Raw genomic sequence first — 15513 nt, forward strand, 5'->3', positions numbered from 1 at the left:
AGAAGATCATTTAATTATTGTTTTTCTAGCGCGGCAACTTTAGCTTCAAGCGCTTCTAGCTTTTCACGTGTCTTAGCAAGCACTTTGCTTTGAAGATCAAACTCTTCGCGCGTTACTAAATCCATTTTCTGAAATCCTTGATTCATCATGGCGCGTACATTCTTTTCAATTTCTTGAGCTGGCGAATTGCGGATCGCATCACCAACTTTGTTTTGCATATCGTTTGCGATACGTTGGATTTGCTCGAGAATTTCGCCTGGTTTTTGCATGATGAGGGTTCGCAGTTCTATTGAGAGTTGCAGAAAAGATACACATTCGTATTTTAAGTTGTATGCGTAAAACTGCCCAAAAAGGGGTTAAAACCCGAAAAATGCCCCATATTCACTCATTCGGTGCAATATTTAGCACCAAAAATGGGCATTTGCCTTATTTGGGGGATTTGTGACAAAGCCATGAACCCCCGGGGATTCAATATCACCCCATGCATTAAGCATTCAACCCATTTTTTTATTACAACCAGTAAGGAGTAGTTCATGAAAACTTTGCAAAAGACAGCAATCTCTGCAGCAGCAGTAGCTTTGTTGGCAGGCCTTTCAACTGTAGCATTCGCGGCTGATGAGCCAGCAGCGGCTGAAGTTAGCCCAATCACAGCCAACGTAACTGTTGCAAGCAACTATATCTATCGTGGTTTGACACAAACCAATAACAAGCCAGCAATTCAAGGCGGCTTTGACTACGCTCATGAGAGCGGTTTCTATGTAGGTAACTGGAACTCAAACATTAGCTGGATCAGCGACAGCTACGGCGGCGGTAACGGCAAACCTGGAAGCGGGACAGGCGCAGTAACAGCGCCAATCGAAATGGACTTTTACGCTGGTTTCAAGAAAGAGTTGATTGGCGAAGGCTTTGCCTCTGACTTCGGTGTATTGCAGTACTACTACCCAGTTTCAGGAATGATGGCTAATGCACCTACCGCAGCTCAACTGCAAGGCAACCCAACATACCGCCAATCTTCAGGCGCTTCTCCAAGCACAACAGAAATTTATGCAGCACAAAACTTTACTGCAGGCCCTGTAGTTGGTTTTGTTAAGGTTTCATATGCTTTAAGCAACTTGTTTGGCATCTACAACTCTAAGGGTGCTTTTTACCCAGACTTGACAGCGAACTATGACACTGGTTTTTACGGCATCACTTTGAATGGCCACGTTGGCTACCAGTATGTTCCAAACAATATTGTTTCTAGCACTGCTCAGCTTGCTGCTGCTGGTAATCCTGCTAGCATGGCTGGTACATACAACTTGAGCTATGCCGACTGGAAATTTGGTTTAACTAAAGACTTCGGTGGTGGCTTGTCTGGTACTGCTTACTACACAGGCACATCTGTTGCCAAGACAGGTGGTAACTATATGTACACAACCCCTAACGGCGGTAACGCTGGTCGTGCTAACGCAGTTGTAGCTTTGACAAAAACTTTCTAATTTCCACTCTGAACGGAGAAACACATGAAATTAATTACCGCAATCATCAAGCCCTTCAAGCTTGACGAAGTGCGCGAAGCTCTCTCGGAAGTGGGAGTTTCGGGCATTACCGTCACTGAAGTTAAAGGCTTTGGTCGTCAAAAAGGCCACACCGAGTTGTATCGTGGTGCTGAGTATGTTGTCGACTTTTTACCTAAAGTAAAAATTGAAGCTGCTGTTGAAGATGGCATCTTGGAGCGTGCGATTGAAGCAATCGAAAAATCAGCACGTACTGGCAAGATTGGTGATGGCAAGATTTTTGTCTCTCCAGTTGAGCACGTCATTCGTATTCGTACCGGTGAAACCGGCGCTTCAGCACTTTAAAGAGAGGTTCAAAATGTTAACTTGGATGAAACGACTCGTTGCTGGTGGTGCTATGGCTTTGGCTATTGGCGCTACTGGTGTAATGGTTACTTCGCCAGCGCATGCTGATGAAGTAAAAAAACCAGCTGTAACAGCTCCTGCTGCTGCAGCTGCAGAACCTGCTCCAGTTCTTTGCTCTGAAAAGTGCAATAAAGCAGATACTGCTTGGATGATGGTCTGTACAGCATTAGTGCTGTTAATGACGCTTCCTGGTTTGGCTTTGTTTTACGGCGGCTTGACACGTAGCAAGAACATCTTGTCTATTTGTATGCAATGTTTCATGGTCTTTTCTTTGATTTCAGTGCTATGGGCGATTTATGGCTATAGCTTTGCATTCACGGAAGGCGGAGCATTCATCGGTGGATTAGATCGTCTCTTCTTGGGCGGTATGAATCCAGACTCAGTAGCAGCAACCTTTAGTAAGGGTGTTGTGATTCCTGAGTATGTATTTATGGCTTTCCAAGCAGTGTTCGCAACTATTACTTGCTGCTTGATCATTGGTTCTTTTGCTGAGCGCGCTAAGTTCTCTGCAATCTTGGTATTCATGGTGATTTGGTTCACTTTGAGCTACCTGCCAATCGCTCACATGGTTTGGTTCTGGCCTGGTCCAGATGACATCAAAGATGCTGCATCACTCGAAGCAATTACTGCTCGTGCTGGTTGGTTGTGGCAAAAAGGTGTTCTCGACTTTGCTGGTGGTACCGTTGTGCATATCAATGCTGCGATCGCTGGTTTGGTTGGTTCCTTTGTAATCGGCAAGCGTTTGGGCTACGGCAAAGAAGCAATGAAGCCACATAACTTAGTTTATGTAATGGCTGGCGCTGCTCTCTTGTGGTTCGGCTGGTTTGGTTTCAATGCTGGTTCAGCTCTTGAAGCAAACGGTAGTGCTGCCTTGGCATTCGTGAATACTTATTTAGCTACTGCTGCCGCTGTATTGGGCTGGTCAGTTGCTGAGTGGGTTCTCAAAGGTAAGCCATCTATGTTGGGCGCTGCATCTGGTTGCGTAGCAGGTTTAGTTGCAATTACTCCTGCCGCTGGATTTGCTGGCCCAATGGGTTCAATCATTATTGGCTTAGTTGCTGGTGTAGTTTGCCTTTGGGGTGTTACTGGCCTCAAGAAGATTTTGGGCTCAGATGACAGCTTGGACGTGTTTGGTGTTCATGGCGTAGGCGGTATTACTGGTGCATTGTTGACCGGTGTATTTGCTGACCCAGCATTAGGCGGCTCTGGTATTTGGGATTATGTGGCTAACGCTGTTGCTCCTGATTACTCAATTGCTAGCCAATTGTGGATCCAAGCTCAAGGCGTAATTACCACTGTAATTTGGTCTGGCGTAGTTTCTTTTGTAGCCTTCAAATTGATCGATATCGTGATTGGTTTGCGCGTTAAGGAAGAAGAAGAGCGCGAAGGCTTGGATATCAGCTCACACGGTGAGACTGCTTACGAGTCTTAATCAGTAGATTTACCCCTCACTGGGCGGCTCTGGTTGGCTGCCTAGTTTTAAGCGCGGGATCCTCGGATCCCGCGTCTTTCTTTTAATAATCTTACAATGGTGGAATGGTTCCACATCTCATCACTGCACTCACCGGCCCTTTGCTCGAATTAGAGTCAAAGGTTCTAGAAGCGACCCCAACCATTGAGCGTTGGTTCAGGCTGGAGTGGCAAGAACATACCCCGCCTTTCTACTGTTCTGTCGATTTACGCAATTCTGGTTTTAAGTTAGCTCCAGTTGATACCAATCTTTTCCCTGGAGGGTTTAATAACCTTTCGCCGCAGATGTTGCCGCTTGCTGTTCAAGCTGCCATGGCTGCCATTGAGAAGATTTGCCCTGAGGCCAAAAACTTATTGCTGATACCAGAACGACATACACGCAATACTTTCTATTTGCAAAATATTGCGCGCTTGTCTTCGATTTTGCGTCAAGCCGGATTGAATGTTCGGCTGGGTACTTTCTCCGAAGAAATTAAGAAGCCAACCTGGATTGATTTGCCTGATGGCAATCGCTTGTTGATGGAGCCCCTTGCTCGACTTGGCCTCAAGAAACAACGCCTAGGTTTAAAAGATTTTGATCCTTGCTCGATCCTATTGAATAACGACTTATCCGCAGGCATTCCTCCGATTCTGGAGAATATCTATGAGCAGTACTTGCTGCCAGGCTTGCATGCTGGCTGGCATGTGCGTCGTAAATCAAAGCACTTTGCCGCATATGAAGAAGTAGCGAAGAAATTTGCCAAAGTAGTTGATATCGATCCATGGATGATTAATCCTTACTTTACCAGTTGCTCCAATATTAATTTCCACGAGCGTAAGGGTGAAGACGAACTTCAAGCTGCTGTAGAGCAAGTCTTGAAAAAGACTGCCAAGAAGTACCGTGAATACGGTATTAAAGAGAAGCCTTATGTCGTAGTAAAAGCTGATGCCGGTACTTACGGTATGGGCGTGATGGTGGTCAATGATCCCGTGCAGTTAAAGGGCTTAAATCGTAAAGACCGCAATAAGATGAGTGTGGTCAAGGAAGGCCTTGAGGTCAGTGATGTATTGATTCAGGAGGGTGTTTATACTTTCGAGAAGGTCAATGAAGCGGTTGCTGAACCGGTGGTGTACATGATTGATCGCTATGTCATTGGTGGCTTCTATCGAGTTCATACTGACCGCGGCCCTGATGAGAATCTCAATGCACCAGGTATGCATTTTGTACCTTTGGCCTTCGAGCAAAACTCAATGCCTGATCTAGGAGCTAAGCCAGGCAGTGCTGCTCCAAATCGCTTCTACCTGTATGGCGTGGTTGCTCGCTTGGCGCTGCTTGCTGCATCATTGGAGCTAGAGCGAACTGATCCTAATGCTGAAGCTGCATAAATAAAATACTAACCTCTCAATAGAAATAATGAACCTTCTTTTTATTGCAGACCCTCTTGAATCTTTCAAGATTCAAAAAGATTCCACGCTCGCAATGATGCGTGCTGCGCAAGAAGCGGGGCACCACTTGTGGTTTTGTCAAAGTCGCAATGTTTTGTGGAGAGATAATTTCGTAGTGGCTGATTGCCAGTCTTTGGTGATTAAGCCTAGCTCCACCAACTGGTTTGAGTTGGATGATCTTGAGTCTCGAACACTCCAATCTTTTTCTGCTGTGCTCATGCGCACAGATCCTCCTTTTGATATTGAATACCTCAATACCACTTGGTTGTTGTCAGCTGCAGTACGTCAGGGCGCGAAAGTATTTAACGAACCGAGCGCTGTTCGAGATCATTCAGAAAAGCTATCTATTACAGAATTTCCAGAGCTGATTCCGCCAACCTTAGTCACGCGTGAACTAGCTGCGGTAGAGCGTTTTCATCAGGAATATCACGATATCGTGATTAAACCCTTGGATGGCATGGGCGGCATGGGTGTATTTAGGGTTGGGGCTGATGGCCTTAACCTGGCGAGTATCGTAGAAACGCTTGGTGAGAATGGCGCAAGAACCCTAATGGTGCAGCGTTTTCTGCCAGAAATTGCTCAGGGTGATAAACGGGTGCTCTTAATTGGTGGAGAGGTGGTGCCGTTTGCACTAGCTCGCATTCCGCAGGGTAGCGAAATTCGGGGTAATTTAGCTGCGGGCGGTAAAGGCGTGGCGATGCCTTTAACCGAGGCCGAAAAAAGAATCGCTGAAAAATTAGCTCCTGTTTTAAATCAGCGTGGATTATTCTTAGTTGGGTTGGATTTAATTGGTGGTTATCTCACTGAAATTAATGTGACGAGCCCGACTTGTTTTGTAGAAATTACTGACCAAAGCAACTTTAATGTTGCGCAATTTTGGTTGGCAGCACTAGAGAAAGCATTGGCATAAATATGGTTGGAATTGTCATCGTTGCTCACACACCGGTTGCCAGTGCAATGCTGGGGTTTGCTGAGCATACTTTTGGTGTATTGCCTGAGCGCGTTCGAGCAGTGGATATTCCTCCTCATGAAGATACCAAGGCAAGCTTTGATCGCGTGATGAAGGCGGCTTATGGTGTGAACACAGGCAACGGCGTCCTGATCCTGACAGATGTTATGGGTGCAACCCCTGCTAATGTGGCCTCTAAGCTAGAGGCCTTGGGCCCTTTATCAGGCTTAAATGCGCCTGTCATCGTGTTGGCGGGATTAAACCTACCTATGCTGATGCGTTGCATTTCTCATCGCGGAGAAAATCTGGAGGAGTTGGCGCAAAAAGCCCTTGCTGGCGGACAGAATGGCATCTTGCGCTTAGGTGCAAAAGTAAATCAAGATTAAATAAGGGCCAGCACACTATGCCTTCAGCAGAAATCGAAATTATCAATAAATTAGGCTTGCATGCTCGCGCATCTGCCAAGCTATCTCAATTAGCTGCTCAGTTTCCTTGTGAAATATTTCTGTCACGTAATGGGCGTCAAATTAATGCGAAGAGCATTATGGGTGTGATGATGTTGGCGGCTGGTATCGGCAGTACTGTGACCCTTGAGACTGTGGGCGAAAAGGCAGATGAAGCCCTGCAGGCACTCACTACCTTAATTAATGACCGATTTGGTGAGGGTGAGTAAATAGCATGACTTTTGCATTGCATGGAATTCCAGTATCGAAAGGCATTGCCATAGGCAAGGCGGTACTGATTTCTCGCGCAGCATTAGAAGTCAGTCATCACTTGATTGAAGCTGGCAAAGAAGAGGCCGAAGCACAAAAGCTATTGGATGCATTTAATCAGGTTCGCCTAGAGCTTGATCAATTGCGCCAAGGATTGCCAAAAGATGCGCCGCAAGAGATGGCGGCATTCTTGGATGTGCACGGCATGATATTGGCTGACCCAGCTTTGGCTGAGAAGCCGATTAAATTAATTCGTACGCAACGATTAAATGCAGCGTGGGCTTTAACTACTGAGCTCAATGATCTTCTGGAGCAATTTGCAGATATTGAGGACGCGTATTTAAAGGAGCGTGCCAACGATATTCGCCAGGTTGCTGAACGTGTTATTAAGGCTTTAAATGCCCAGAAAAAAGATCCATTAAACGATTCCGATTTTTTGCCAACAAGCGATATCGGTATTGAATCAATCATCGTCGCGCATGACATTGCTCCGCATGACATGCTGCGTTTTAAAGAGCATGCCTTTACCGGATTTGTAACTGATCTTGGCGGCAAGACTTCTCATACGGCGATCGTGGCCCGCAGCATGGAAATACCTGCGGTAGTTGGTGTTCGCCACGCGAGCGAAATGATTCGCCATGGCGATTGGTTGGTGCTAGATGGCGATCGAGGAGTTGTAGTAGTTGCCCCAGATGAGCAGCTGCTAGCCGAATATCGCAAACTACAAACTCAGGTGCTCAAAGAAGCTCGTAAGCTCCAACAGTTAAAGCATGCAAAAACAGAAACAGCCGACCGTGTTGAGATTGAGTTGTTTGCCAATATTGAATTGCCAGAAGATGCTATTCAGGCGGTGAAGTTGGGTGCGGTAGGGGTTGGTTTATTCCGCTCTGAATTTTTATTCATGGACCGTAAACAGGCTTTACCAGATGAAGAGCAGCAATATCAAGAATATCGACGCGTAGTGGATTTAATGCATGGTTTGCCTATCAACATTAGAACCATCGACGTTGGAGCAGATAAGGCATTGGGTGGCGGTGGCGATATTTCACAAACAGGTACATCACCGCTGGGATTGCGGGCGATCCGCTGGTCACTTACCGAGCCTGAAATCTTTTTAACACAGCTCAGAGCAATCTTGCGTGCATCAGCACATGGCCAAGCGCGCATCATGATTCCGATGTTGGCACATGCTAAAGAGATCGATGAAACATTTAGGTTGATTGAAAAAGCGAAACAGCAATTGCATCAGCGGGGCAAAGCATTTAATCCGAATATCCAAGTTGGCGCGATGATTGAGATTCCGGCTGCTGCTTTAGTGCTGCCTTTGTTTATTAAGCGATTCGATTTTCTTTCTATTGGAACAAATGATTTAATTCAGTACACCTTAGCAATTGATCGCGCGGATCATGCTGTTGCGCATTTGTATGACCCCCTGCATCCAGCAATATTGAATTTATTGGCAAATATCATTGAGCAGGCTAAACGTGCAAATGTGCCTGTGGCTGTTTGTGGTGAGATGGCCGGTGATCCTGCATTAACCAAGTTACTGCTTGCCTTGGGTTTAACCGACTTCTCAATGCACTTCAGCCAGTTATTGCTGGTTAAGCGGGAAATTCTTCAGGCTAATGTAGGTTTATTAAAAGCCCGCGTTGCTAGGGTCTTGAAGGCGTATGAGCCCGAAGAGCAGGCAAAGGCTTTAGAGCGACTACTGTCTTAATGATTTTGTGCGTTGCCTAGTGGGCTGAGCCGCATACCGAGCAATCAGCATTACGGCTAATGCGGATTTCATCAATTTGGGTCGTACGCCCATTCCAAAGCAACATGCGGCCCACCAAGGGCTCTCCAAAACCAATTAATACCTGCAGGGCTTGAGCGGCTTGCATGGCTCCAATGATCCCTACTAGAGGCGAGAAGATGCCCATGCTGGAGCAACTGACCTCTTCAAATACTTCATCGGGAGAAAAGATGCAGGCATAGCATGGTGAGCTTGGATTTCGCAGATCAAAGACACTCACTTGACCATCAAACTTGAGGGCTGAACCTGAAACCAATGGAATTTGATGTTTAACGCAGGCAGCATTAATTAGGTGCCGAGTTGAAAAATTATCCGTGCAATCCAAAACAACATCAACACTCGGCAGTATTTCATCTAATAGCGAAGCTGTAGCTTTGGCCTGAATGGTCTCAATCTGAATGCTGGAGTTTAGGCGTTGTAAAAATTCTTTTCCTGATGCGGCTTTGCTTTTGCCAACGCTACTTTCGGTATGCATGATTTGGCGCTGCAAATTGGTGAGTTCAACATCATCATGATCTACTAGGGTGATGTGTCCCACTCCGGCAGCGGCTAAATAGGGGGCGGCAGCACTTCCTAAGCCGCCGGTGCCGATGACTAATGCATGTGATTGGAGAAGCTTTTCTTGGCCAGCAACATCAATCTCGTCAAGCAGCAAGTGCCTTGAGTATCGAAGTAACTGCTCGTCATTCATGTGCCAGCCGCAGAGATTAAAAGATTATTCGAGCTTGGATGATGAGCGCTTCACAGGCTGGCCATTAATAAAGGCTACTGCCTGAGAAAGCATGAAGTCATCTGCACTACCTAGTTCAGGCGGTTTCTTATTTTTATCCTTCTCTTTTTCTTCAGGAGTCTTCTTGGCATTTTTCTCTTCAATGCGCTGTAACTCTTCGAGGCGACGTTGTTCGCGATCTTTAATCAGCTTATCTTCAGCAGATTGCTTATTACGTAAGTGTTTCTCGCTATCGATCTCGCGAGTGATTAGTACATCATCTGGATCGCCATCTTTATTTTGATCAACTGGAATATCTGGCTTCACGCCAAAAGCCTGAATCGACTTGCCGCTTGGAGTGTAGTAATAAGCAGTAGTAATCTTCAATGCAGAATCATTGGTCAGGGGGCGAACGGTTTGGACGGAGCCTTTACCAAAGGTCGTTTTTCCAATAATGGTTGCGCGTTTGTAATCTTGCAGTGCGCCAGCAACAATTTCAGAGGCTGAGGCAGAGTACGCATTCACCAATACCACCATAGGCAATTTCTTAAAAATCGCTGGAACGCCCGCCAAAGGATCACCGGACTCATTTAGGCGGTACATCGCTGGTGTTGCATTAAAGATCTGTTTTGAATCTGGAGACTGGCCTTTGGTGGAGACAATGACTGCGTCTGCAGGCAAGAATGCTGCAGCCACCCCTACGGCTCCTTGTAATAGGCCGCCGCCATTGTTGCGCAGATCAAGAATGATGCCTTTGAGCTTGGGATCTTGATTGGCAATATCAGTCAATTTCCTGGCGAGATCAGGAACGGTACGCTCTTGAAAGCTGGTGATGCGTACCCAGGCAATATCGTTATCCAGAATTTTTGTTTTGACTGATTGAACTTTAATTTCTGCGCGAGTGATCGTTACTGGAAAGCTACGCTCTTCACTCTTACGAAATACCGTTAAAGTAATTTTGGTTCCAGGGGTGCCGCGCATAGTGCGTACCGCTTTATCTAAAGACATGCCGCGTACGGGTTTGTCATCAAGACGGGTGATGAGGTCTCCAGCTTGCAGGCCTGCACGTGCAGCAGGACTGTCTTCAATTGGATTGAGTACTTTAACTACACCATCTTCAGAGGTGATTTCAATGCCGAGTCCAGCAAACTTTCCAGAAGTCATCTCTTGCATCTCTGCAAAATCTTTTTTATCTAAGAAAGTGGAATGTGGATCAAGACTACTCACCATTCCTTTAACAGCATCTGTTAGCAGTTGCTTATCTTCAATGGGCTCAACGTATTCACGCTTAATTTGGGCAAAGACATTAGAGAGTGTGCGAAGTTCATCCAGTGGCAGCTGGGCGCCTTGCTGGGCGGTTGCGGAGAGCTGGATCGTGGCTGCTACGCCGGCAATAAGGCCAACGGCTATTAGGGCGAAATTCTTTAGAAATTGGCGCATATCTCTTTTGCTTTAATCCAAATAAAAGTGTTGAATAGGTTTGAGGTTGTCATCTAACTCATAAACAAGTGGCACACCATTAGGTACGTTCACTTCCATGATCGCTTCATCAGACATTTGATCTAAGTACTTAATGAGCGAGCGAATGCTATTGCCGTGTGCCACTAGTAATACGCGTTTACCAGCCTTTAGTGCGGGTGCAATAGATTCATTCCACAAGGGTAATACTCGTTCAACGTTATCTTTCAGGCATTCGCCTAAAGGAATATCGGAAGGATTGAGCTTTGCGTAACGGAGATCATTTTTAGGATGACGCTCATCATCATGCTCCAGTAGCGGTGGACGTACATCATAGGAGCGACGCCAAATATGAACTTGTTCATCACCATATTTAGTGGCTGTTTCAGCTTTATTCAATCCCGTGAGTGCGCCATAGTGACGTTCATTTAAGCGCCAACTATGCACTACAGGAAGCCACATCAAATCCATGGCATCTTGAACGTGCCAGAGGGTGCGAATGGCACGTCTCAAAACAGAGGTATACGCAACATCAAATTCATAGCCTGCTTTTTTCAGGCTTTCACCCGCTGTGATGGCCTGTTCTGCGCCTTTAGGGGTTAAGTCGACGTCCGCCCAGCCGGTAAAGCGGTTTTCAAGGTTCCAAGCGGATTCGCCATGACGAATAAGGACAAGTTGTTTCATAGAGCCATTCTATAATCCGGTGATGAACTTTCTCACGCAAATTGATAATTTAGCGCTTATTGCCCTACTGTTGGTTTCAGGCATAGCACTTTTCCTACCCTCATTATCTACGCTTATTGGCGGAAAAGGCTTATCGCCTACCGAAGCGACGATTTGGATTAATCGTCGCAAAGCCTATGTCTTGGACTTGCGCACGGAGGAGGCCTTTAAATCGGGCCATTTACCTGGCGCCAAATTCGCTAATGCTGCTGGTTTAACGGCAGCCATTGAAAAGCTCAAGCTCGATCGCAAGCACCCGGTGGTCTTGGTTTGTGAAACTGGCTCCCAGTCACGCAAACTCGTGGCCGAAGCTCAAAAGCTGGGCTTTGCTGAAGTAGGCGCCTTAGATGGTGGTGTGCAGGCTTGGAAAGCGGCAGCCCTGCCTTTAGTGAAATAAGGAAAAATCGATGCCTCCAGTAACAATGTATAGCACCCAAGTTTGCCCTTACTGCGTCATGGCAGAAAAGTTACTGACTAAAAAAGGCGTTGCTAATCTAGAAAAGATTTTGATTGATCGTGATCCGGCCCAGCGCGAAGTAATGATGACACGTACTGGCCGCCGCACTGTTCCACAAATCTATATTGGTGACACGCATGTTGGTGGTTATGACGACTTAGTGGCATTGGATCGTGCTGGAAAGCTTGATCCCTTATTGGCTCAATAGATTAAACATACAAAGAAAGTTAGCAATGACTGAACAATCCTCAGCACCTCAGGCAAGCGCCGATCAAGCTAAAGAACCTGGATTTCGTATTCAGCGAATTTACTTAAAAGATGTATCTCTTGAGCAACCAAATGCTCCGCAGATTTTGTTGGTGGCTTCTGAGCCACAAGTTCAGGTTGAGATTGATATCTCTGTTGCGCCATTAAGCGAAGGAATCTTCGAGGTAGCTTTAAGTTCTACCGTGACTGCGAAAGTCGACACCAAAGTTCTGTTCCTGGTGGAAGCAAAACAAGCCGGCATCTTTGAATTTAGCAACATTCCGGTTGAGCAAATTGATCCAATGCTTGGCATTGCTTGCCCAACGATTTTGTATCCGTATTTGCGTTCAAATATTGCCGATATTATTAGTCGCGCAGGCTTCCAGCCAATTCATTTGAATGAAATTAATTTCCATGGCATGTATGAGCATCGTTTGATGCAAGCTCAACAAGAAGCTGCCGCTAAGGACGGCGCAGCCGCTGAGAGTAAGCCTCACTAAGCTCAACGAGCGAGCCCACAGATCATGAAAGTGACGCTGCTTGGTGCTGGTGCCTGGGGAACGGCGATGGCTGCACAAGCCGCTCGCTATCTCCAAGAGGGTGATGTTGTTTTATGGTCTCGTAGCAAGCAGCAGTTAAAAGAAATTGAAGAGAGCGCGGAAAATCGCGCTTATCTTTCAGGTATTCAATTGCCTGAGGGGCTCAAGTTTGAGAGTGACTTTTCTACTGCTATCAAAAGACTATCTAGCGATGATTTATTGGTTATTGCAACACCAATGTCAGGGCTTTCAGAAACAATCGCCAAAGCATTAAAAATTGCTGAGCACCCACTCAATATTATTTGGCTCTGCAAAGGGCTTGAGCCGAATACCGCCTTATTGCCCCACCAGGTAGTAGAGCGTGAGAGCAAGATGCATTCTCATGGAATAACGCATTCGTATGGTGCCTTATCCGGCCCGAGCTTTGCACGTGAGGTTGGTGCGGGTATGCCTTGCGCTTTAACTGTTGCTAGCAAATCTCCTAAGTTATGTGAAGCAGTGCAAACCGCTTTCCATCACGGCAATATGCGTGTGTATTCAAGTGATGATTTGATTGGTGTGGAGTTAGGCGGCGCTATTAAGAATGTCTTGGCGATTGCTGCAGGTATTGGTGATGGCTTAGATTTGGGTTTGAACGCACGCGCTGCAGTTCTCACACGCGGTTTAGCTGAGATGATGCGCATTGTGAAGGCTGCCGGTGGCAAATCTGAAACTTGTATGGGTTTAACTGGTGTTGGAGATTTAATCTTGACTGCCACTGGTGACCTTTCTCGCAATCGTCGCGTTGGTCTTGAGCTTGCTGCTGGCAAGTCGCTACCTGAGGTTCTTGCAAATCTTGGTCACGTTGCCGAGGGTGTGCTTTGTGCGGAGGCGGTTGGCGATTTGGCAAAACGCCTAGGGGTTGAGATGCCGATTACTTCGATGATGGGTGAAGTGCTCTCTGGAAAGTTGAAGCCGCATGATGCCGTTAAAAAGCTTATGGGGCGCGATCCTAAAATCGAATCGTAAGTACAGCAGCTGAATCGGTTTTTACTGACCGCCTGCAAGGCCATTCTGGCGCCAAGCTTCATACACTACGATTGCAACAGTATTTGATAAATTCAGACTGCGACTGCTATCTTGCATCGCTAGGCGCATACGATTCTCAATCGGAATGGAGTCCCTGACTTCATCTGTAATGCCTTTAGTTTCAGAGCCAAATACAAAGTAATCATCTGGCGCGTATTTGCCTTCATGAAACTTTCCCGAGCCCTTAGTGGTCAATGCAAAGAGATGCTGAGGATCGGGTTGCTCATCTTTTAAAAACTGTGACCAATTTTTGTGGACTTTGACTCGTGCAAACTCGTGATAGTCCAAGCCTGCTCTACGCAACTTAGCGTCTTCCATCGGAAACCCAAGCGGCTCAATTAAATGTAGCTTTGCTCCGGTATTGGCACACAAACGAATAATGTTGCCCGTGTTGGGCGGGATTTCTGGTTCAAATAAAACGATATTAAACATGTAGCACTCTTTAAATTGGTCGCGCAGCTCTCAGTACTACCCAATTAATGACGCGAGATACACCATTGTCCTTCAGAACGCGCGCAATTTCATTAAGAGTTGCGCCGCTTGTCATCACATCGTCAAACACAATTACAGTCTTGTGAGCTAGCCGCTGAATGTAGCGCTCTTCAACGTAAAACATTCCCTGGATAGCTAGTTGGCGTTTGCTCAAAGTGCTTCCCGCTTGTTTCTCTACATGGTGATGGCGCTGCAGCACATAAGGCGATTTTTGAATATGCACCCCACACTGAATCCGTTTAGCAATTTCCCAGCTTTGATTGAAGCCGCGCTGTGCTAACTTTTCATTACTAAGTGGGACCGGTAGTAGAAAATCGGCAGAGATATCTTCAAGCTCCTTACTGAGAAGTAAGTTCCAGGTTCTGCCAAGGGCATTAGCAAACGCAATGCGTTTTTGATACTTCAATTCATGCAGTGGAGTTTGTAGCAATCCATCATAGCGATCCAAGCAATGGGTTGCATCAAAGTATGGTCGAGAGATTTGGCATTGCACACAACGTTGCTCTGCAATTTCTGGTGCCTGAAGTGCTATGCCACATTGATAGCAGCATTGGTAGTTCATTAAGCCATCATCTCGCAATTGATTGAGACAGCGATCGCATAAGGATGATTTTTGAAACTCCTGACAAGCAATGCAGGCTGTTGGCAAAAGCTGCTCACAAATGGTTTGAAAAATGTTCTCTGGAAATCGCATGGGGCGCTGAGTATACTGAGCCAATGACCCAGCCCCTTAGATGGTTACAAGATGAAATTGCAGATCGGATGCTGCAGAAATTAGACATCGTTAAGCTTGATGTAAAAGACATCTTGGTGGTGCCTGATTTTGCTGGTAAGCATCTGGATGTACTTGCTAAACGCTATCCAAAGGCGCGCATTTTTAGCATCGCCGAACACGGTGTTTCAGGATTTCAAATGTGGCGCGCTAAAGCGCTGAGTAATTGGCGATCCTTATTTGCCAGCAACACTAGCCCCTTCGCAAGTTATATCTCGTCTGGAAGATTTGATATTCCCGACAATTCTGTTGATTTAGTGTTCAGCGATCTTTTGCTGCACGATTTACCTGATCCGAAGCATTTTTTGCAGGAGTGTTGGCGCGTTCTGCGCGAGGGCGGCTTAATCACATTTAGCTATTTAGGGCCCGATACCGGAAAAGAGTTGCGCGCCTTGGAGCTTCCAGATCTAAAGCTGAAGAATTTATTGAATCCCTGGGATATGCACGATATGGGAGATGCTTTGCTTGGCGAGCGGTTTTCTGATCCCGTAATGGATATGGAGTGCCTCACTTTGGACTATGAGAAGCCAGTCTTATTGCTAGCAGACATTAGTGCGCTGAAATTGATGCATTCCACCCCTCCTGAAGTCGCTGAAAAAGAGGTTTTGCCGCAAAAAATCACCTTAGAGGTGGTTTATGGGCATGCATGGGCACTCGGAAAGCACCTCGCAAAGGCAAAGGACAACGTCGCCTACATTGATCTAAATCAAATTGGGCACAAGACTAGGTCAGATTCTGCCTAAGTGTAAGTGCTTACTATCATTTAAACCTCGACCAAGATTGGTTCAAGCTGGGT

The 15513-nt window shown here is 46.3% G+C and carries 19 protein-coding genes; 13 read left to right on the forward strand and 6 right to left on the reverse strand.

Annotated features, from left to right (window positions below; translation table 11 throughout):
* Positions 1 to 14 precede the first annotated feature (14 nt).
* Positions 15 to 269: an accessory factor UbiK family protein gene (locus VC159_RS01290; protein WP_072582658.1), complete on the reverse strand. Its 255-nt coding sequence runs from the start codon at positions 267 to 269 to the stop codon at positions 15 to 17.
* Between the two features lie 264 nt (positions 270 to 533).
* Here VC159_RS01290 and VC159_RS01295 point away from each other — a divergent pair, with 264 nt between their 5' ends.
* The 8 genes from VC159_RS01295 to ptsP all read left to right on the forward strand — a co-directional run bounded on the left by VC159_RS01295 (position 534) and on the right by ptsP (position 8175).
* Positions 534 to 1478, forward strand: a complete 945-nt coding sequence (locus VC159_RS01295; protein WP_323472453.1) for a TorF family putative porin — start codon at positions 534 to 536, stop codon at positions 1476 to 1478.
* Between the two features lie 24 nt (positions 1479 to 1502).
* Positions 1503 to 1841: a P-II family nitrogen regulator gene (locus tag VC159_RS01300; RefSeq protein WP_011903792.1), complete on the forward strand. Its 339-nt coding sequence runs from the start codon at positions 1503 to 1505 to the stop codon at positions 1839 to 1841.
* 13 nt (positions 1842 to 1854) lie between these two features.
* Complete coding sequence (locus tag VC159_RS01305; RefSeq protein ID WP_323472454.1) at positions 1855 to 3333, forward strand: ammonium transporter; 1479 nt, start codon at positions 1855 to 1857, stop codon at positions 3331 to 3333.
* Between the two features lie 104 nt (positions 3334 to 3437).
* Entirely contained in the window at positions 3438 to 4736 is a 1299-nt protein-coding gene (gene gshA, locus VC159_RS01310) for a glutamate--cysteine ligase (protein ID WP_323472455.1), read from the forward strand.
* A gap of 28 nt (positions 4737 to 4764) precedes the next feature.
* The gene (gene gshB / locus VC159_RS01315; RefSeq protein WP_323472456.1) at positions 4765 to 5706 is read left to right on the forward strand and encodes a glutathione synthase; all 942 of its coding nucleotides are present in this window, start codon (positions 4765 to 4767) and stop codon (positions 5704 to 5706) included.
* A gap of 2 nt (positions 5707 to 5708) precedes the next feature.
* Positions 5709 to 6131, forward strand: coding sequence for a PTS fructose transporter subunit IIA (locus VC159_RS01320; protein ID WP_323472457.1), 423 nt, complete (start codon positions 5709 to 5711; stop codon positions 6129 to 6131).
* Between the two features lie 17 nt (positions 6132 to 6148).
* A complete protein-coding gene (locus VC159_RS01325) occupies positions 6149 to 6418 on the forward strand; it encodes an HPr family phosphocarrier protein (protein ID WP_323472458.1) in 270 nt (89 codons plus the stop codon).
* A 5-nt stretch (positions 6419 to 6423) separates the two neighbouring features.
* Positions 6424 to 8175, forward strand: coding sequence for a phosphoenolpyruvate--protein phosphotransferase (gene ptsP / locus VC159_RS01330; RefSeq protein WP_323472459.1), 1752 nt, complete (start codon positions 6424 to 6426; stop codon positions 8173 to 8175).
* A 16-nt stretch (positions 8176 to 8191) separates the two neighbouring features.
* Here the strand turns inward: ptsP and VC159_RS01335 are convergent, their stop codons facing one another.
* From VC159_RS01335 to gpmA, 3 genes are read right to left on the reverse strand one after another with little or no spacing between them, the layout of a single operon-like run.
* Positions 8192 to 8944: a HesA/MoeB/ThiF family protein gene (locus VC159_RS01335; RefSeq protein WP_323472460.1), complete on the reverse strand. Its 753-nt coding sequence runs from the start codon at positions 8942 to 8944 to the stop codon at positions 8192 to 8194.
* 24 nt (positions 8945 to 8968) lie between these two features.
* Positions 8969 to 10402, reverse strand: coding sequence for a S41 family peptidase (locus VC159_RS01340; protein WP_323472461.1), 1434 nt, complete (start codon positions 10400 to 10402; stop codon positions 8969 to 8971).
* A 12-nt stretch (positions 10403 to 10414) separates the two neighbouring features.
* Entirely contained in the window at positions 10415 to 11104 is a 690-nt protein-coding gene (gpmA, locus tag VC159_RS01345) for a 2,3-diphosphoglycerate-dependent phosphoglycerate mutase (RefSeq protein WP_323472462.1), read from the reverse strand.
* Between the two features lie 22 nt (positions 11105 to 11126).
* Between gpmA and VC159_RS01350 the strand changes: the two genes are divergently transcribed.
* Genes VC159_RS01350 through VC159_RS01365 form a run of 4 tightly spaced genes read left to right on the forward strand, consistent with a single transcriptional unit; the run spans position 11127 to position 13393 of the window.
* Positions 11127 to 11540 (forward strand): rhodanese-like domain-containing protein, encoded by a 414-nt coding sequence (locus tag VC159_RS01350; RefSeq protein WP_323472463.1) that lies wholly within the window; start codon positions 11127 to 11129, stop codon positions 11538 to 11540.
* A 10-nt stretch (positions 11541 to 11550) separates the two neighbouring features.
* On the forward strand, positions 11551 to 11808 hold the full coding sequence (gene grxC / locus VC159_RS01355; protein WP_215358700.1) for a glutaredoxin 3: 258 nt from the start codon (positions 11551 to 11553) through the stop codon (positions 11806 to 11808).
* A gap of 25 nt (positions 11809 to 11833) precedes the next feature.
* A complete protein-coding gene (gene secB / locus VC159_RS01360) occupies positions 11834 to 12346 on the forward strand; it encodes a protein-export chaperone SecB (protein WP_323472464.1) in 513 nt (170 codons plus the stop codon).
* A 24-nt stretch (positions 12347 to 12370) separates the two neighbouring features.
* A complete protein-coding gene (locus VC159_RS01365) occupies positions 12371 to 13393 on the forward strand; it encodes an NAD(P)H-dependent glycerol-3-phosphate dehydrogenase (RefSeq protein WP_323472465.1) in 1023 nt (340 codons plus the stop codon).
* A 21-nt stretch (positions 13394 to 13414) separates the two neighbouring features.
* Here the strand turns inward: VC159_RS01365 and trmL are convergent, their stop codons facing one another.
* Both trmL and VC159_RS01375 read right to left on the reverse strand, forming a co-directional pair.
* Complete coding sequence (gene trmL / locus VC159_RS01370) at positions 13415 to 13885, reverse strand: tRNA (uridine(34)/cytosine(34)/5-carboxymethylaminomethyluridine(34)-2'-O)-methyltransferase TrmL (RefSeq protein WP_323472466.1); 471 nt, start codon at positions 13883 to 13885, stop codon at positions 13415 to 13417.
* Positions 13886 to 13895: 10 nt separating this feature from the next.
* Positions 13896 to 14639 (reverse strand): ComF family protein, encoded by a 744-nt coding sequence (locus tag VC159_RS01375; protein ID WP_323472467.1) that lies wholly within the window; start codon positions 14637 to 14639, stop codon positions 13896 to 13898.
* Between the two features lie 23 nt (positions 14640 to 14662).
* On the opposite strand from VC159_RS01375, the gene VC159_RS01380 reads away from it, so the two are divergent.
* Positions 14663 to 15460 carry a class I SAM-dependent methyltransferase gene (locus VC159_RS01380; protein WP_323472468.1) on the forward strand — a complete coding sequence of 266 codons (798 nt, stop codon included), beginning with the start codon at positions 14663 to 14665 and terminating at the stop codon, positions 15458 to 15460.
* The last annotated feature ends 53 nt before the right edge of the window (positions 15461 to 15513 follow it).

Origin of the sequence: Polynucleobacter sp. JS-JIR-II-c23, assembly GCF_035011225.1 — a bacterium.
Lineage (GTDB): Bacteria > Pseudomonadota > Gammaproteobacteria > Burkholderiales > Burkholderiaceae > Polynucleobacter.